The following is an 18,447-nucleotide window of genomic DNA, read 5'->3' on the forward strand; positions in this document are numbered from 1 at the left end:
GCGAGGGCCGGTCGCGCCCCTGGTCAGCGGTGTCCGGTGACCGCCTGTTCGAACCAGACGGTCTTGCGGTGTCCGCTGCCGCTGGCGCCCCACTCCCGGGCCAGCCGGCTCACCACGCGCAGCCCGCGGCCCGACTCGTCGAGGGGCCCGGCGGCGAGCATGGCCGGGAGGGCGGGTTCGTCGTCGGTGACCTCGAACAACAGCGCGTCGGTGCGCACCACCCGCAGCCCGATCCGGTCGCCCTCGGCGTGCCGTACAGCGTTGGTGACGACCTCGCTGACCAGCAGCTGGGCCGTCTCCACGGCCTGCGGCAGACCCCAGTCGAGGAGCTGCTCGCGGACCAGCCGGCGGGCCCGGGCCACCTCGCGCGGGTCGGCGTCGAGCGGCCATTCGGCGACGTGGTCCTGGGGGATGCCGTTGAGCCTGGCCATGAGCAGGGCGACGTCGTCCTTGCGACCGCCGCGGGTGTTCAGGGCGCGGATGATGGTGTCGCAGGCGTCGTCCATGGAGGCGGCGGGGTGCGCGGCGGACTCGCAGAGCGCGGCCAGGCCCTCGCCGATGTCGGAGCCGCGCACCTCGACCAGGCCGTCGGTGCACAGCACCAGCCGGTCGCCGGGCGCGACCTTGACCCGGGTCACCTCGAAGGGGACACCGCCGACGCCTATGGGCGCACCGGTGGGCAGGTCGAGGAGTTCGCTGCTGCCGTCCTCGGCGCGCACCAGCACGGGCGGGATGTGCCCGGCGTTGGCGAGGGTCAGCTCCCCGCGGATGGGGTCGTAGACGGCGTACAGGCACGTGGCGAGGTAGGTGTCGCCGAGCCTGCGGGCCAGGTCGTCCAGGTTGCGCAGCAGTTGGGCGGGCGGGGTCTCCATCGTGGCCATGGTCTGGACGGCGGTGCGCAACTGGCCCATCATCGCGGCCGAGTTCAGGCCGTGGCCCATCACGTCGCCGACGACGAGGGCGGTGCGCGAACCGGGCAGTTTGATGGTGTCGAACCAGTCGCCGCCGATCCGGCCGAGCCGGGTGCCGGGCAGATAGCGGGTGGCGACGTCGCAGCCGGCCATCCGCGGGGTGACCTGCGGGAGCATGCTGTCCTGCAGGGTGTCGGCGACGTTCTCCTGGTAGGTGTACATGCGGGCGTTGTCGAGGACGAGGCCCGCGCGGGCGGCGAGTTCGGCGCCGGTGGTGCGGTCCATGTCGTCGAACTGCGGGCGGTCGGGGCGGCGCATCAGCACCATGAAGCCGAGGACGACGTTGCGCGCCTTGAGCGGCACGATCAGCAGGGAGCGCCCGCCGATGAGCGGCCTGAGGTCGCGCTTCTCGAACTCGCCGGCGATGCGCTCGCTCAGTTCCTCGGTGACCCGCGGGACGAGGACGGGCTCGCCGGTGACCATGCACTTGTAGAACGGGGTGTGTTCGGGGAAGGCGAAGGCCTCGCCGACGGGCACGGTGTCGTCCCAGCGGCCGGGTTCGTCGTTGTGCTCGACCCACACCCGGAACATCACGGTGGTGGCGTCCGGCGGGCCGTCCGGGAAGCCCTCGCCCGCGAGGACGGCGGCGCGCAGGTGGGTGCCGGCGAAGTCCGCGAAGCGGGGCACGGCGGCACTGGTGACCTCGCGGATGGTCTCGCCGAGGTCGAGGGAGGTGCCGATGCCGGAGCTGACCTCGTTGAGGAACTCCAGCCGCTCGCGGACGGCCGCGTACTCCAGGTCCAGTTCGGCACCGGCCGGGACGACGGCCACCGCCGGCCGCGGCTGCCGCTGCGGCTGTGGCTGCGGCTCCTCGGCGCGGGCGCGGCCGGGGCGGCGGGGCACGCCCCAGTACGGGGTGACGGGCACCCGGTCGAACTGACTGAACTCCAGGACCGGATAGCCCAGTTCCAGCACCTGGGAGACGATCCGGCCGCTCAGCCCCGGGCCCATGTTGGGCAGGATCTCGGGCAGCCGCCGTTCGAGGTCGTCGGAGGCGGGCAGCTCGGTGTGGCGGGCGAAGCCGGGCGCGATGCGTTCCGCGGTCTCGTCGTCGTAGCCGCGCTCGTCGCGCAGCCGGGTGGCGTCGGCGGCGAGCACGAGCAGCCGGGACGGGCCGGGTCCGACCAGCGGATAGGCCCACCACAGCACGTCGAGCCGCTCGGCGTCGGCCGACTGCCGGTGCGCGGCGAGCCGGGCCCGGCCGGCCGTGGCGTAGGCGGTGTGCCTGCCGAGCGAGGCCTCCAGGTCGGGGCCGAGCCCGTCGTACGTCTCGTAGGCGTCCGGCATCGACTCGCCGTGCAGGTCGTGGGTGAGGGCGCCCGAGACCGGCAGCAGGTCGGCCGCGGGATGTCCGACGGCGTCCTCCCGGTCCACGCCGAACAGCCGGCGCGCGCCGCTGCTCCAGTGGGACACCAGTCCGTCGCGGTCCACGACGACCACGGCCAGCGGAATCCGGCCGGCCGCGGCGCTCCCGGCGCCGCGCTCGGGAGGTGTGTCCCGCTCGCTGCCACGGTCCATGGCCCAGGCCCTCTCTCCCCACGGCTGTACCCAAACGATCTGTGCCGCCCGCCACTACGGTAAGGCGGCGGCCGGTCGCGATGTGTGGCAATCCGGTAATTGGTTTCACCGGATCGCGACCGGCGCGCGAGCGAGCGCCGGCGTCAGTCCTCGTGCCCCAGCTGGAGGTCGCGCTCCGTGCGGCCACCGCCCGCGACCTGCAGCACCGTGGCGACCGGCGGGTAACCTGCGGCGATGACCGTGTACTCGCCGGAGGACAGGTCGACGAACCGGAACGTTCCGTCGGCACCGGTGGTGAGGGTGTCGACGACGTTGCCCGCGGCGTCGAGGAGCGTGACGCGCGCGTCCTCCACGGGGCGTCCGCCGCTCGCCCGTACGGTGCCCCGCAGCACGGCGCCGCCCGCGAGTTCGACGTCCTGCCGGGTCTCCCGGGAGGCCTGCACGGTGACGGGGAGGGCGGCGGGCCGGAAGGCGGGGGCGCTGGCGGCGAGGGTGTACTCGCCGGCGACCAGCTCGGTGATGACGTAGCCGCCCTCGCGTCCGCTGCGGGTGCTCGCGACGACCTCGCCGTGCACGTTGGTGAGGGTGACGGTGGCGTCCCGGACGGGGCTGCCGTCGGCGGTGAGGACGCTGCCGGCGAGGCGCCCGGCGCCGCCGAGGACGACGTCGAGCTCCACGGGCCGTTCGCCGACGGTGACGGAGACGGCCTGCGGCTGGTGCCCGCCGGCGGCGGCGATGAGCACGTACGCCCCGGAGCCGGGCGTGCTGAGGGCGTACCGTCCGTCCTCCCCGCTCGCGCCGCGGCCGATCTGCACGCCGGCGACGTCGATGAGGGTGAGCGCCGCGCGGGGCACCACGGTGCCGTCGGGGTGCTGCACCGTGCCGCAGACCGGGATCCCGGCGGGGTGGGGCGACCGGGCCTGCGGGATCGGGGCGGTCACCGGGGCGGTCTCCGGGTCGGTGGCGGGGGCGTTGTGGGACACCAGGGGTTTCTCCTTGAGGAAGAAGGCGATGACCAGGCCGAGGGCGAGCACCGGGACGAGGTAGAGGAAGATCCGGGGCATCGCGTCGGCGTAGGCGCGGATGTAGGCGTCGCGCAGGGCCGGCGGCAGCGCGTGGACGAGCTGTGGCGTGATCGCTTCGGGGTCGGGGAGCGCCGCGCCCGCGCGCGGGGGCAGCTCCCGGTGCAGCGAGGAGGTGAGCCGGTTCGCGAAGAGGGTGCCGAAGACGGCGGCGCCGACACTGCCGCCGATCTGCCGGAAGTAGTTGTTGGCGCTGGTGGCGGTGCCGAGGTCGGCGGGGGGCACGGAGTTCTGCACGGCGAGGACGAGGACGGGCATCACCATGCCGATGCCGGCGCCGAGGACGGCCATCCAGATGCTGTACTGCAGCCGGGGCGTGTCCACTTCGAGGCGGGAGAGCAGCCACATGCCGGCGGCGGAGACGGCGCCGCCGAGGACGGGGTAGATCTTGTAGCGGCCGGTGTGGCTGATGAGCTGTCCGCCGATGATCGAGGCGCCGACGATCCCGGCCATCATGGGCAGCATGAGCAGCCCGGACTCGGTGGCGCTGGCCCCGTCGACCATCTGCAGGAAGGTCGGCAGATAGCTGGCGGCGCCGAACAGGGCGACGCCGATCACGAGGCCGACCAGGCCGGAGACGTTGAAGACGGAGTCGCGGAACAGCCGCAGCGGGATGAGGGGTTCGGCCGCGAACCGCTCGGTGACCAGGAAGAGGACGACGGCGGCCAGCGCGCCCGCGCCGAGGCCGAGGATCTGCCGGGAGCCCCACGCGTACTCGGTGCCGCCCCAGCTGGTCAGCAGGACCAGGCAGGTGGAGGCGGCGGCGAGCAGCAGCGCGCCGAGGACGTCGAGGCGGCCACGCACCGCGGGCCTGGGGAGCTTCAGGACGACCGTGACCACGGCGAGGGTGACCGCGCCGAAGGGGACGTTGACGTAGAAGCACCAGCGCCAGGAGAGATGGTCGGTGAAGTAGCCGCCGAGCAGCGGGCCCGCGACGGAGGCGAGGCCGAACGCGGCGCCGATCAGGCCCATGTAGCGGCCGCGTTCCCGCGGCGGGACGATGTCGGCGATGATCGCCTGCACGCCGATCATGAGGCCGCCGGCGCCGACGCCCTGGAGGGCGCGGAAGGCGATCAGCTGGTCCATGGACTGGGCCCGGCCGGCGAGCGCGGAGCCGACGACGAAGACGGCGATGGCGAACTGGAAGACGCCCTTGCGGCCGACGAGGTCGCCGAGCTTGCCGTACAGGGGCAGGCCGATGGTGGAGGTGAGGAGGTAGGCGGTGATCGCCCAGGACATCCGGTCCAGGCCGTGCAGTTCGCCGACGATCCTGGGCAGGGCGGTCGCGACGATCATCTGGTCCAGCGCCGCGAGGAGCAGCGCGAGCATCAGCCCGACGAACACCAGCCGCACGCGGCGCGGCCCGAGCGGGGCGCCGGGCGGGGGCGGGGGCTGCGGGGCGGCGGTGTCCTCCCCGGGGGCCGGCGCCGGCGCCTGTGCCACGGCCGGCTCGTGCTTCACCAGAGTCGTCCCGCCCACGTACCGCTCCCCTCGTCACACCTGTCACAATTTCCGCACAAGGCGACAACTGCGAACAAGTTCGGCGAGTTACGGCACCATCCGGTTCGGCCCGGAGATCCACCCGAACCGGTGAAGGAGTCAACACCCCTTCACCGGTGGGTGGTTGTGTCTACTTCTCGACCTCGGCGGCGAGATTGGCGAGCACGGCGTCGTAGATGCGGCCGAGTCCCTTGGGGGCGAAGGTCTTCTCGAAGAAGCCGCCGATGCCGCCGGCACCCTTCCAGGTGGTGGTGACGACGACCCGGGACCGTCCCTCGCCGGCCGGGGTGACGCGCCAGGTGGTGACCATGGAGGAGTTGCGGTCCTTCTCGACCAGTTCGCCGTCGGTGGGCTCGGTGACCTCGAGCAGGCAGTCGCGCACCCGCTTGCTGGTGGCCTGGAGCTTCCAGTGGACGAGGGTGCCCTCGCCGTCGCCGCCCTCGCGCACCTCGTACTCGCTGAAGTGCTCGGGCAGCAGCCTCTGCCGGGTGCCGCTGTAGTCGGCGAGGGCGTCGAACACCTTCTCCGCGTCCGCCGCGACGACCCGCTCCGTAGTGGCCTCGACCTGCGCCATTGCGTTCCTCCAGGACCTGATTTCTCGGGGTTGGGGCAAGCCAACCACCCCGGCGCCCGGCCGCCCAAATCGGGGTCCGCACGATCATGGGAACAGATGTTCTATTGTGGGGCGCAGTGCTACCGAGGAGGCGTCATGCGCTGGGAGAACCTCGCCGTGGAGACCGGGCAGGACGGGGGTGCCGCCGAGCACGGCCGGGCCGCCGAGGCCGCACTGTTCGGCGCGGACGCCGTCACGGTGCGCACCTTCGACACACCCGAGTTCAGCGGCATCACCTTCCACGAGGTCCGGGCGCGCTCGGTGCTGAACCGGGTGCCGGGCGCCTCGCGCATGCCGTTCGAATGGACCGTCAACCCCTACCGGGGCTGCACGCACGCGTGCGTCTACTGCTTCGCGCGCAAGACGCACGGCTATCTGGACCTCGACACCGGCATCGGCTTCGACACCCAGATCGTGGTCAAGGTCAACGCGCCCGAGGTGCTGCGCCGCCAGCTCGGCTCCCGCCGCTGGCAGGGCGACCACGTGGCGATGGGCACCAACGTCGACTGCTACCAGCGCGCCGAGGGCCGCTATCGCCTCATGCCGGGCATCATCTCCGCCCTCACCGACCACGCGAACCCGTTCTCGATCCTCACCAAGGGCACCCTGATCCTGCGCGACCTGGACCTGCTCGTGCAGGCCGCCGAGGTGACGGACGTGGGCATCTCGGTCTCCGTCGGCTTCCTGGACGGCGAGCTGTGGCGCACGGTGGAGCCGGGCACGCCCGCGCCCGAGCGCCGGCTGGACGTCGTGCGCGCCCTGGGCGAGCACGGCATCGGCTGCGGGGTGCTGATGGCCCCGGTGATCCCGTTCCTGAGCGACCAGCCGGACCGGCTGCGCGCCACGGTACGGGCGATCGCGGCGGCCGGGGCCACCTCGGTGACCCCGTTGGTGCTGCATCTGCGCCCCGGTGCCCGGGAGTGGTTCATGGCCTGGCTCGGGCAGCACCACCCGCACCTGGTGCGCCGCTACGAGCGGCTGTACGCGCAGGGCGCCTACGCGCCCACGTGGTACCAGCGCCGGATCACCCGTCAGGTGCACGACCTGGCCCGGGAGTACGGCATCGGGCCCACGCGCGCGGGAACGGCCCGCCGGATCCCCCCGGCACGGCCGGCCGGCGCCCCGGCCGCGCCCGACCCCACCCAGCTCACCCTCATGTGAGGCCGCGCCGGGCGGTGACAGGGCGTTCGAGGGCATCTCGCGCGCGATCGGGTCAAGTATGGCCGCGGCAGGTTCTCCGGGGCCCCGCCTCCGGGACGGATGCGGCGAGAGACGCGGATCTCGCGGCTCGCCCAACCCTCCGTCCCGGGAGGACCCATGAGAAGACGCGCAGCCGTGCTGTGCGCAGCCGCCGCCGTGCTGGCGGGCTCGGTCGCGACGGCCCCCGCGCGGGCCACGCAGCCGGCCGCCGCGGCGGGGCTCGGCTGGAAGAAGTGCGGCACCGACGACTACCCCACGCTCCAGTGCGCCTCGCTGAAGGTGCCGCTGGACCACGCGAACCCGGCCGGCCGGACGATCACGCTCGCCCTGTCCCGGGTTCCGCACACCGCCCCGACCTCGCAGGGCCCGCTGCTGGTCAACCCCGGCGGGCCCGGCGGCAGCGGCCTGAAGCTCGCGGGGTTCGTCGCCTCCGCGCTGCCCCGGAGCGTGGCTGCCCAGTACGACGTCATCGGCTTCGACCCGCGCGGGGTCGGCAAGAGCACTCCCGCCCTCGACTGCGTGCCGGGCCACTTCCGGCCGGTCCGCGCGGACACCGTGCCGGCCACACCCGCCCTGGAGCGGGCCGGGCTCACGCGCGCGCGGACCTTCGCCGAGGCCTGCGTCCGCAAGTACGCCGACGTGCTGCCGTACATGGACACCGTCAGCACCGTGCGGGACCTGGACGCCGTCCGCCGGGCGCTCGGCGCGCCGCGGATCAGCTACTTCGGCTACTCCTACGGCACCTACCTCGGGGCCGTCTACGCGAAGCTGTATCCCGAGCGGGTGCGCCGGCTGGTGCTGGACTCGGTCGTCGATCCGACCGGGGTCTGGTACGGGGACAACCTCGGCCAGGACTACGCCTTCGACAGCCGTCACCGGGCGCTGATGGCGTGGATCGCCCGGTACGACGCGACCTACCGGCTGGGCAGGGACCCGGCGAAGGTCGAGGCCGAGTGGTACGCGATGCGGGCGGCGCTGGCGAAGAAGCCGGCGGGCGGCAGGGTGGGCGCCTCGGAGCTGGAAGACACGTTCATCCCGGGCGGCTACTACGACGGCTACTGGCCCCGTCTCGCCGCGGCGTTCGCGGCGTACGTGCACGACGGGAACACCGCGCCGCTGGTGGAGGCGTACGACGACTTCGGCGCCGTGGACCGCTCGGGGGACAACGGGTACAGCGTGTACACGGCGGTGCAGTGCCGTGACACCTCCTGGGCGCGGCACTGGGACCGGTGGCGCACGGACACCTGGGCGGTGTACCGGAAGGCGCCCTTCATGGCCTGGAACAACGCCTGGTACAACGCGCCGTGCGCCTTCTGGCCGGCCACCGCGCTGAAGCCGGTGGACATCGCCAACACCGCGCTGCCGCCGACGCTGCTGTTCCAGGCGACCGACGACGCGGCCACCCCCTACCCCGGCGGGGTCACGGCGCACCGGCTGCTGGCCCGCTCCAGCCTGGTGGTGGAGGAGGGCGGCGGCAACCACGGCATCACGCTCAGCGGGAACGCCTGCCTGGACCGCCATCTGGCCGCGTACCTGAAGGACGGCACGCTGCCGCACGGCACGGGCGTGGCCGACGCGGTCTGCGCGAAGTCACCGGACCCGAAGCCCCTGACGAAGAAGGCGGTCGTGGCGCCGTCCGCCGGCTCGACCCTGCACAGGCTGCTCGGTCACCGGCGGTGACCCGGTCTCTGACGGCCCGTCGGGGGCGTTGTCAGTGGGGTGGCCCATCATGGCCGCATGACTGAACCGACCCGCATCCCCGCCCCCGACGGCGTGGCCCCCGCGACCCAGTACAGCCATGTCGTCTCGGCGACCGGGCGCATCGTGGCCGTCTCCGGCCAGCTCCCCCTGGACGAAGACGGCAAGCTGGTCGGCGAGGGCGATCCGGCGGCCCAGGCCCGCCAGGTGTTCGAGAACCTGGCGCGCTGCCTGGCCGCCGCGGGGGCCGGCTTCGAGGACGTCGTGAAGCTGACGTACTTCGTCACGGACATGGCCCACATGCCCGCCATCCGCACGGCGCGCGCCGCCCACATACCCGACGACCGCCTCCCGGCGTCCTCGGCGGTCCAGGTGTCCGGCCTGGTGGCCCCTCAGTTCCTGATGGAGATCGAGGCGCTCGCCGTGGTGGCCGCCTGACGCCTCCCGCGGCGCGCCGACGCCCTGACCGACTGCCGCCGCGTCCGGGGATCCGCGGACGCGGCCGGCGGCAGGCCGGGCGTGGGCCTCACCGACAGGCGGTCACGGCTTGTCCTGCGGCGTCAGCCGGCTGCCGCGTGGAGCTGATGAAAACCTGGTAGCGCTCCGCCATCGTCCCCCCGTTGCGTCGGTGGGCCCCGACGCCGCCTCGCCGGTCGGCGCACGGGCAGGCTCGGTTGTACCCCCTCGGCACGCCTGTCACCGTCGAGGCGCCGAAGACACGTCTTTCGACGCAGCGCACATGAGCCACCGGCGGCTGTCCGGCCACGCCGCCGGCCCGGGGAGGGCGACTCCCCGTCAGGTGGCCTCCCTCTCCTGGGGAATGCGGGCCAGTGCGTGGACCGCGGCCTCCGCGAGGGGCGGGTGGGCCAGGGCCTCGTTGAGGACCCGGCGGGCGCGGGGGTCGGCGAGGGTGCCGAGGCCTTCCACGCACGCGAGGGCCACCCGCCGGTAGGGGTCGTGCGGGCGCAGCCGGCGCTCCAGGGTGGTGATCAGGGCGGGCACGGACTCGGGGGCGTGCAGCCGTACCAGGAGGCGCACCGGGTGCAGGGCGTAGGCGACGCGCAGTTCGTTGGTGGCGAGGGCGGCGGCGGCCCGGGCCGTGCGGGGGTCGCCGAGGCGGGCGAGGGCGTACGCGGCGCCGGCGCAGCGCGGTGGGTCCCGGTGGTTGAGGAGCAGCACCAGGGACTCGAAGGCGCGCCGGTCGCCCGCGACGCCGAGCCGGAACGCGGCCAGTTCCCTGGCCCACAGCGGCTGTCCGGGCGCGGTGAGCACCTCCGCCAGCTCGTCGTGGTCCTCGGTCGCCAGCAGCCCGTCGAACGCCGCCGCTCCGCGCGACTCCTGCCGTAAACGCTCCGTGAGCGATCGCAACTCTTCGTCCACGAGGCCAGCGTAGGCGGGGTGGGCGCGGGGAGGGAGCCAGATCACAAAGTCGAGTTCGGCCGCAGGGCTGGCGCGCTCGTTACCCGCCGGTTAAGCTCAGACGAGCGAGACACCCTCTCGCACTTTCGCTGGCGACGGTTTGGTGACGCGGCCGTCGCGGGCATCTGTCGGTTCGGTACGCCGCGTACCGCAGTACGACCCGGCTTCGGGACAGAGCCGGTCGGAATCCGCCGTTCCCGGGCGTGTGCACGCCCGTGGCACCGGCAGCACCGGGCGTGTGCGCTCGCAGCCCGGCAACACCCGCACTCCTTTCCGCTCCGTGGTGCGCCCCTCGGCGCACCCGGCGCGCTCCTCGTCGTCACCCTCATTCCTGGAGTCCCGCGATGGCCACTCCCCTGTCCCCCCAGTCCGGCACCCCTGTGTCCCCCTTCAAGACGATCGCCGTCGTCGGCCTCGGCACCATGGGCACCGGCATCACCGAGGTCCTCGCCAAGGCGGGCCGCGAGGTGATCGGCATCGACATCAGCGAGGCCCAGGCCGCGAAGTCCCTGGCCGCCCTGGAGGCCTCCACCGCCCGCTGCGTGGAGCGCGGCCGGCTCACCGAGCAGGCGCGCACCGACGCCCTGGCCCGGGTCCGCACCTGCACCGACCTCGCCGCGGCGGCCGACGCCGACCTGGTCATCGAGGTGACCCCGGAGTCGTACGAGGTCAAGCACCAGATCTTCCGCGAGCTGGACGGCATCGTCCGCCCGGAGACCATCCTCGCGACCGGTACCAACGCGCTGTCCGTCACCCGCCTCGCCGCCGACTCGGCCCGCCCCGAGCGCGTGCTCGGGCTGCACTTCTTCAACCCGGCGCCCGCGATGCGGCTGGTCGAGGTCGTCTCCTCGGTGCTGACCGCCCCGCAGGCCGTCGCCTCGGTCACGGACCTCGCGATCGAGCTGGGCAAGGAGCCGGTCGCGGTCGGCGACCGCCCCGGTTTCGTCGCGGACGGGCTGCTGTTCGGCTACCTCAACCAGGCCGCCGCGATGTACGAGGCCCGGTACGCCTCCCGCGAGGACATCGACGCGGCGATGCGGCTCGGCTGCGGACTGCCCATGGGCCCCCTCGCGCTGCTGGACCTGATCGGCATCGACACCGCGCGCACGGTCCTGGAGGCCATGTACGCCGAGTCCCGCGACCGGCTGCACGCCCCCGCCCCGATCCTGAAGCAGCTCAGCGAGGCGGGCCTGACCGGCCGCAAGTCCGGGCGCGGCTTCTACACGTACGAGGCGCCGGGCAGCGCCACGGTCGTGCCGGACACGCTGACCCCGGCCGACGGAGCGGCGCGGGCCGCCGGCCGTCCCGTCCGCTCCGTCGGCGTCGCCGGCTCCGGCACCATGGCCTCCGGCATCGCCGAGGTGTTCGCCAAGGCGGGCTACGACGTCGTCCTGGCCGCCCGCAGCGAGGAGAAGGCGCAGACCGCCAAGGCGCGGATCGGCAAGAACCTCGCCCGCTCCGTCGACAAGGGCCGGCTGACCGCCGAGGCCGCCGCGCAGACCCTGGACCGGATCACCCCGGCCGGCTCCTACGACGCCTTCGCCGACGTCGACCTGGCCGTCGAGGCGGTCGCCGAGGACCTGGAGGTCAAGCGGCAGCTGTTCGCCGCGCTGGACAAGGTCTGCAAGCCCGGCGCGGTCCTCGCCACCACCACCTCCTCGCTGCCCGTCGTCGCCTGCGCCCGCGCCACCTCGCGCCCGCAGGACGTGATCGGCATGCACTTCTTCAACCCGGCCCCGGCGATGAAGCTGGTCGAGGTGGTCCGCACGGTCCTGACGGCCGACGACGTCCACGCGACCGTCCGCGAGGTCTGCGCGAAGGTCAGGAAGCACGCGGTGGACTGCGGCGACCGGGCCGGTTTCATCGTGAACGCGCTGCTGTTCCCCTACCTCAACAACGCGATCAAGATGGTGCAGGAGCACTACGCCTCCCTGGACGACATCGACGCGGCGATGAAGCTGGGCGGCGGCTACCCGATGGGCCCCTTCGAGCTGCTGGACGTGGTCGGCCTGGACGTCTCGCTGGCCATCGAGAAGGTGCTGCACCGCGAGTTCCGCGACCCCGGGCTGGCGCCGGCTCCGCTGCTGGAGCACCTGGTGGCCGCGGGCTGCCTCGGCCGCAAGACCGGCCGCGGCTTCCGCGAGTATGCCCGCCGCTGACGGCGTCGGGGACTGGTTCCGGACGGAGCCGGACTGGGGCGGACTGCTCGACCCCGCCGGCTCTCCCCCGCCCCCCGCGGGCGGGGGAGAGCCCACACCTGCGCATCGAGCTGCACACATGCAGTACTTTCGGGTCATGTCCCAGCCCGCCAAGTCCTCACGTACACCAGCCACGCCCGACGCGCCGGAAAGTGCCGCAGGCAGTCGTGCCGCCGCCCAGCGGCTGAAAATGCGCCGGGAACTGGCGGCCGCAGCCATGGAGCTGTTCGCGACCAAGGGGTACGAGGCGACCACCGTCGACGAGATCGCGGCCGCCGCCGGGGTCGCCCGCCGCACCTTCTTCCGCCACTTCCGCTCCAAGGAAGAGGCGATCTTCCCGGACCACGACGACACCCTGATCCGCGCGGAGGCGGTCCTCAACGCCGCCCCCCAGCACGAGCATCCGCTCGACACCGTGTGCCGCGGCATCAAGGAGGTCATGAGGATGTACGCGGCCCGGCCGGAGATCTCGGTCGCCCGCTACAAGCTCACCCGCGAGGTGCCCACCCTGCGCGAGGCCGAGATCGCCTCGGTGGCCCGCTACGAGCGGCTCTTCACCCGCTATCTGCTCGGCCACTTCGACGAGCACGCGCACGCCGACGACGCCAACGACGACCCGTTGCTGGCCGAGGTCGCCGCGTCCGCGGTCGTCACCGCCCACAACCACGTGCTGCGGCGCTGGCTGCGGGCGGGCGGCCAGGGCGACGTCGAGGCGCAGCTGGACCACGCCTTCGCGATCGTGCGGAAGACGTTCGGCACCGGGATCGGGGCCGGACGCGGCACCGCCCCCGCGCCGGCCGCCGCCACGGCCCCGGCGACGGTCTCCGCGCACGGCGAGGTGCTGGTGACGGTGGCCCGCACGGACGCTCCGCTGGACGAGGTCATGCGGACCATCGAGGAGGCGCTGAAGGAGCGCTGAGCCCGCTTCGGCACTGTGAGGACGGCCACCCTTCGGGGTGGCCGTTTTGCCATGTCAGGGCCCGTTTTCCCGCACATTTCAGGGGCCGTTCGATCGATCATCGCTCATTTGTTACGTAAAGATTTCATCTGAGAGCAAGTCCTGGCACTCAGTGCCTTGCCGTATGACACGCGGTGTCATACGTTGAAGATGTCCGGGCGGCCGGCGAGCAGAGACCTTTCGTTCGCCGGCTGTCCCCGCAAGGCGATGGCCCTGCGCGCCCGGACGCCTGCGTCACAGGCACCCTCCCGCGCCACAAAGCGCTGCCGAAGCACCACCGAGCCGAACCGACGGCACTTCTCCACCCAACCCTCAGCAGCACTCACCGCAGCACCGACGAACCCTCAGCGCCCCTCCCTCAGGGCGCTCACCGCCGGAGGCAACACCGTGACCGTGAAGGACATCCTGGACGCGATCCAGTCGAAGGACGCCACGTCCGCCGACTTCGCCGCCCTGCCGCTCCCCGACTCGTACCGCGCGATCACCGTGCACAAGGACGAGACGGAGATGTTCGCGGGCCTGCAGACCCGCGACAAGGACCCGCGCAAGTCGATCCACCTGGACGAGGTCCCCGTGCCCGAGCTCGGCCCGGGCGAGGCCCTGGTGGCCGTCATGGCCTCCTCGGTCAACTACAACTCGGTGTGGACCTCGATCTTCGAGCCGCTGTCCACGTTCGGGTTCCTGGAGCGCTACGGCCGCACCAACGAGCTGGCCAAGCGCCACGACCTGCCGTACCACATCATCGGCTCCGACCTCGCGGGCGTCGTCCTGCGCACCGGCCCGGGCGTCAACGCCTGGAAGCCCGGTGACGAGGTCGTGGCCCACTGCCTCTCCGTCGAGCTGGAGTCCTCCGACGGCCACAACGACACGATGCTCGACCCCGAGCAGCGCATCTGGGGCTTCGAGACCAACTTCGGCGGCCTGGCAGAGATCGCACTCGTCAAGTCCAACCAGCTGATGCCGAAGCCGGACCACCTGAGCTGGGAGGAGGCCGCCGCCCCGGGTCTGGTCAACTCCACCGCGTACCGGCAGCTGGTGTCCCGCAACGGCGCCGGCATGAAGCAGGGCGACAACGTCCTCATCTGGGGCGCGAGCGGCGGACTCGGCTCCTACGCCACGCAGTTCGCGCTGGCCGGCGGCGCCAACCCGATCTGCGTCGTCTCCAGCGAGCAGAAGGCGGACATCTGCCGCTCGATGGGCGCCGAGTCGATCATCGACCGCAACGCCGAGGGCTACAAGTTCTGGAAGGACGAGAACACCCAGGACCCGAAGGAGTGGAAGCGCTTCGGCAAGCGCATCCGCGAGCTGACCGGCGGCGAGGACATCGACATCGTCTTCGAGCACCCCGGCCGCGAGACCTTCGGCGCGAGCGTCTTCGTCACCCGCAAGGGCGGCACCATCACCACCTGCGCCTCGACCTCGGGCTACATGCACGAGTACGACAACCGCTACCTGTGGATGTCGCTGAAGCGCATCATCGGCTCCCACTTCGCGAACTACCGCGAGGCCTGGGAGGCCAACCGCCTCATCGCCAAGGGCAAGATCCACCCGACCCTGTCGAAGGTCTACTCCCTCGAGGACACCGGCCAGGCCGCCCACGACGTCCACCGCAACGCCCACCAGGGCAAGGTCGGCGTGCTGTGCCTGGCGCCCGAGGAGGGCCTGGGCGTGCGCGACGAGGAGATGCGCGCCAAGCACATCGACGCCATCAACCGCTTCCGCAACATCTGAGGACACCCGAGGTCATAGATGACTGAGCGTCAGACCGCCGAAGCGAAGCGGGAGAAGGACCGGCCGTGGCTCATGCGCACGTACGCCGGTCACTCCACGGCCGAGGCGTCCAACGAGCTGTACCGGCGCAACCTCGCCAAGGGCCAGACGGGCCTGTCGGTGGCGTTCGACCTGCCGACGCAGACCGGCTACGACTCCGACCACATCCTCGCCCGCGGCGAGGTCGGCCGGGTCGGCGTGCCCGTCGCGCACCTCGGTGACATGCGCCGGCTGTTCCAGGACATCCCCCTGGAACAGATGAACACCTCGATGACGATCAACGCCACCGCCATGTGGCTGCTGGCGCTCTACCAGGTCGTCGCCGAGGAGCAGGGCGCGGACATCACCAAGCTCCAGGGCACGACCCAGAACGACATCGTCAAGGAGTACCTGTCCCGCGGGACGCACGTCTTCCCGCCGGGGCCGAGCCTCCGCCTGACGACGGACATGATCGCGTACACGGTCTCCCACATCCCGAAGTGGAACCCGATCAACATCTGCAGCTACCACCTGCAGGAGGCCGGGGCCACGCCGGTGCAGGAGATCGCGTACGCGATGTCCACCGCGATCGCCGTGCTCGACGCCGTGCGCGACTCCGGCCAGGTGCCGCAGGAGCGCATGGGGGACGTGGTCGCCCGTATCTCCTTCTTCGTGAACGCGGGCGTCCGCTTCGTCGAGGAGATGTGCAAGATGCGGGCGTTCGGCCGCATCTGGGACCAGGTCACGCGCGAGCGGTACGGCATCGAGAACCCCAAGCAGCGCCGGTTCCGCTACGGCGTCCAGGTCAACTCGCTCGGCCTGACCGAGGCGCAGCCGGAGAACAACGTCCAGCGGATCGTGCTGGAGATGCTCGCGGTGACGCTCTCCAAGGACGCCCGCGCGCGTGCCGTGCAGCTGCCGGCCTGGAACGAGGCGCTGGGCCTGCCCCGGCCCTGGGACCAGCAGTGGAGCCTGCGCATCCAGCAGGTGCTCGCCTACGAGAGCGACCTGCTGGAGTACGAGGACATCTTCGAGGGCTCGAAGGTGATCGAGGCGAAGGTGGACCAGCTGGTCGCGGACGCCCTCGCGGAGATCGGCCGCATCCAGGAGATGGGCGGCGCGATGGCCGCCGTGGAGTCCGGCTACCTGAAGTCTCAGCTGGTCTCCTCGCACGCCGAGCGCCGGGCCCGGATCGAATCCGGCGAGGAGAAGATCATCGGTGTCAACGCCTTCGAGGGCACCGAGCCGAACCCGCTGACGGCCGACCTGGACACCGCGATCATGACGGTCGACCCGGCGGTCGAGGCCCGCGTCATCGCCGGGCTGGAGAACTGGCGCGACACGCGCTACCAGCCGCCCTTCAACCACCCGCGCCCCTGCAAGGCGCTGGAGCGGCTGAAGGAGGCCGCCAAGGGCACGGAGAACCTGATGGAGGCCACGCTGGAGTGCGCCCGCGCCGGCGTCACGACCGGCGAGTGGGCCGGGGCCCTGCGCGAGGTGTTCGGCGAGTTCCGGGCGCCCACCGGGGTGTCGTCCGCGCCGGTGGCGGTGACCGCCGAGCCGGGCTCCGCGCTCGCCGAGGTCCGCGCCAAGGTGGACGCCACCGCCCGTGAGCTGGGCGTCGGCAAGCTTCGCTTCCTGGTCGGCAAGCCGGGCCTGGACGGGCACTCCAACGGCGCCGAGCAGATCGCCGTCCGCGCCCGCGACGCCGGCTTCGAGGTGGTCTACCAGGGCATTCGCCTGACGCCCGAGCAGATCGTGGACGCCGCCCTCGCCGAGGACGTGCACGCGGTGGGCCTGTCGATCCTCTCCGGCTCGCACGCCCAACTGGTGCCGGACGTACTCCAGCGGCTGCGTGTGGCCGGTGCCACAGATATACCGGTGATCGCAGGTGGCATCATCCCGAACGGTGACGCGGAGCAGCTCAAGCAGGCCGGAGTGGCCGCCGTGTTCACCCCGAAGGACTTCGACATCACCGGCATCATCGGCGCCATAGCCGACGAGATCCGGAAAGCGAACAAGCTCGACCCCCTGGAGGTCCCCGCATGACGACCGTCAACCGCCTTCGCCCGCGGCGCTCCTGCCTGGCCGTACCGGGCAGCAACCCGCGCTTCCTGGAGAAGGCGCAGGGCCTCCCGGCGGACCAGGTCTTCCTCGACCTGGAGGACGCGTGCGCGCCGCTCGCCAAGCCCGAGGCGCGGCACACCATCGTCAAGTTCCTCAACGAGGGCGACTGGACGGGCAAGACGCGGGTCGTGCGCGTCAACGACTGGACGACCGAATGGACGTACCGGGACGTCGTCACGGTCGTCGAGGGCGCCGGCCAGAACCTCGACTGCATCATGCTGCCGAAGGTGCAGACGGCCGAGCAGGTCGTCGCGCTGGACCTGCTGCTGACGCAGATCGAGAAGACCATGGGCTTCGAGGTCGGCAAGATCGGCATCGAGGCGCAGATCGAGAACGCGCAGGGCCTGAACAACGTCAACGCGATCGCGCAGGCCTCCCCGCGCGTCGAGACCATCATCTTCGGCCCGGCCGACTTCATGGCGTCCATCAACATGAAGTCGCTCGTCGTGGGCGAGCAGCCGCCCGGCTACCCGGCGGACGCCTACCACTACATCCTGATGAAGATCCTGATGGCCGCCCGCGCCAACAACCTCCAGGCGATCGACGGTCCCTACCTGCAGATCCGCAACGTCGAGGGCTACCGCGAGGTCGCGCAGCGCGCCGCGGCGCTGGGCTTCGACGGCAAGTGGGTGCTGCACCCGGGCCAGGTCGAGGCGTCCAACGAGATCTTCTCGCCGTCGCAGGAGGACTACGACCACGCCGAGCTGATCCTGGACGCGTACGACTACTACACGTCCGAGGCGGGCGGCAAGAAGGGCTCCGCGATGCTCGGCGACGAGATGATCGACGAGGCCAGCCGCAAGATGGCCCTGGTCATCTCCGGCAAGGGCCGGGCCGCCGGCATGCAGCGCACGTCGAAGTTCGAGATCCCGGAGGCCTGAGCGCGATGCAGTTCGGACGCACCTACGAGGAGTTCGAGGTCGGGGCGACGTACAAGCACTGGCCGGGCAAGACGGTCACGGAGTACGACGACCACCTGTTCTGTCTCCTCACCATGAACCACCACCCGCTCCACATGGACACGAACTATGCGGAGAAGACGACGGACTTCGGCAAGAACGTCGTCGTGGGCAACTACATCTACTCCCTCCTGCTCGGCATGTCCGTCCCGGACATCTCCGGCAAGGCGATCGCCAACCTGGAGATCGAGTCGCTGAAGCACGTGGCGCCGACCTTCCACGGCGACACGATCTACGGCGAGACGACCGTGCTGGACAAGTGGCCGTCGAAGTCGAAGAACGACCGCGGCATCGTCTACGTCGAGACCAAGGGCTACAAGCAGGACGGCACCCTGGTGTGCGTCTTCCGCCGCAAGGTCATGGTGCCCACCGAGACGTACATCAAGGAGCGCGGCGGCGAGCAGCCCGGCCGTCCAGAACTGACCGCACCTGCGGAAAAGAACACGGAGAAGTAG

13 protein-coding genes are annotated in these 18,447 nt (G+C 71.8%); 9 read left to right on the plus strand and 4 right to left on the minus strand.

Annotated elements, in window-relative coordinates; all coding sequences use genetic code 11:
• Nucleotides 1-23 precede the first annotated feature (23 nt).
• From AB0N17_RS40175 to AB0N17_RS40185, 3 genes are all read right to left on the minus strand, one after another.
• Entirely contained in the window at nt 24-2,489 is a 2,466-nt protein-coding gene (locus AB0N17_RS40175; RefSeq protein ID WP_366016621.1) for a SpoIIE family protein phosphatase, read from the minus strand.
• A 143-nt stretch (nt 2,490-2,632) separates the two neighbouring features.
• Nucleotides 2,633-5,050, minus strand: a complete 2,418-nt coding sequence (locus AB0N17_RS40180) for an MFS transporter (protein WP_366016622.1) — start codon at nt 5,048-5,050, stop codon at nt 2,633-2,635.
• 151 nt (nt 5,051-5,201) lie between these two features.
• Nucleotides 5,202-5,645 carry an SRPBCC family protein gene (locus AB0N17_RS40185; protein WP_366016623.1) on the minus strand — a complete coding sequence of 148 codons (444 nt, stop codon included), beginning with the start codon at nt 5,643-5,645 and terminating at the stop codon, nt 5,202-5,204.
• A 135-nt stretch (nt 5,646-5,780) separates the two neighbouring features.
• Between AB0N17_RS40185 and AB0N17_RS40190 the strand changes: the two genes are divergently transcribed.
• From AB0N17_RS40190 to AB0N17_RS40200, 3 genes are all read left to right on the plus strand, one after another.
• A complete protein-coding gene (locus tag AB0N17_RS40190) occupies nt 5,781-6,845 on the plus strand; it encodes an Rv2578c family radical SAM protein (RefSeq protein ID WP_366016624.1) in 1,065 nt (354 codons plus the stop codon).
• A 156-nt stretch (nt 6,846-7,001) separates the two neighbouring features.
• Nucleotides 7,002-8,564 (plus strand): alpha/beta hydrolase, encoded by a 1,563-nt coding sequence (locus AB0N17_RS40195; RefSeq protein WP_366016625.1) that lies wholly within the window; start codon nt 7,002-7,004, stop codon nt 8,562-8,564.
• A 57-nt stretch (nt 8,565-8,621) separates the two neighbouring features.
• Nucleotides 8,622-9,020 carry a RidA family protein gene (locus tag AB0N17_RS40200; protein ID WP_366016626.1) on the plus strand — a complete coding sequence of 133 codons (399 nt, stop codon included), beginning with the start codon at nt 8,622-8,624 and terminating at the stop codon, nt 9,018-9,020.
• A 357-nt stretch (nt 9,021-9,377) separates the two neighbouring features.
• On the opposite strand, the gene AB0N17_RS40205 is transcribed toward AB0N17_RS40200, so the two are convergent.
• Nucleotides 9,378-9,962, minus strand: coding sequence for an adenylosuccinate lyase (locus tag AB0N17_RS40205; RefSeq protein WP_366016627.1), 585 nt, complete (start codon nt 9,960-9,962; stop codon nt 9,378-9,380).
• A gap of 383 nt (nt 9,963-10,345) precedes the next feature.
• Between AB0N17_RS40205 and AB0N17_RS40210 the strand changes: the two genes are divergently transcribed.
• The 6 genes from AB0N17_RS40210 (at nt 10,346) to AB0N17_RS40235 (ending at nt 18,447) form a co-directional block, all read left to right on the plus strand.
• Complete coding sequence (locus tag AB0N17_RS40210) at nt 10,346-12,160, plus strand: 3-hydroxyacyl-CoA dehydrogenase family protein (RefSeq protein ID WP_366016628.1); 1,815 nt, start codon at nt 10,346-10,348, stop codon at nt 12,158-12,160.
• Nucleotides 12,161-12,296: 136 nt separating this feature from the next.
• On the plus strand, nt 12,297-13,118 hold the full coding sequence (locus tag AB0N17_RS40215; RefSeq protein ID WP_366016629.1) for a TetR family transcriptional regulator: 822 nt from the start codon (nt 12,297-12,299) through the stop codon (nt 13,116-13,118).
• A 432-nt stretch (nt 13,119-13,550) separates the two neighbouring features.
• Nucleotides 13,551-14,888, plus strand: a complete 1,338-nt coding sequence (ccrA, locus tag AB0N17_RS40220) for a crotonyl-CoA carboxylase/reductase (protein ID WP_366016642.1) — start codon at nt 13,551-13,553, stop codon at nt 14,886-14,888.
• 18 nt (nt 14,889-14,906) lie between these two features.
• A complete protein-coding gene (locus tag AB0N17_RS40225; RefSeq protein WP_366016630.1) occupies nt 14,907-16,955 on the plus strand; it encodes a protein meaA in 2,049 nt (682 codons plus the stop codon).
• Nucleotides 16,952-17,914 carry a CoA ester lyase gene (locus AB0N17_RS40230; protein ID WP_366016631.1) on the plus strand — a complete coding sequence of 321 codons (963 nt, stop codon included), beginning with the start codon at nt 16,952-16,954 and terminating at the stop codon, nt 17,912-17,914. The genes AB0N17_RS40225 and AB0N17_RS40230 overlap by 4 nt, the downstream gene beginning before the upstream one ends.
• A 5-nt stretch (nt 17,915-17,919) precedes the next feature.
• The gene (locus AB0N17_RS40235; RefSeq protein ID WP_067303517.1) at nt 17,920-18,447 is read left to right on the plus strand and encodes a MaoC family dehydratase; all 528 of its coding nucleotides are present in this window, start codon (nt 17,920-17,922) and stop codon (nt 18,445-18,447) included.

Origin of the sequence: Streptomyces sp. NPDC051133, assembly GCF_040682635.1 — a bacterium.
GTDB lineage: Bacteria > Actinomycetota > Actinomycetes > Streptomycetales > Streptomycetaceae > Streptomyces.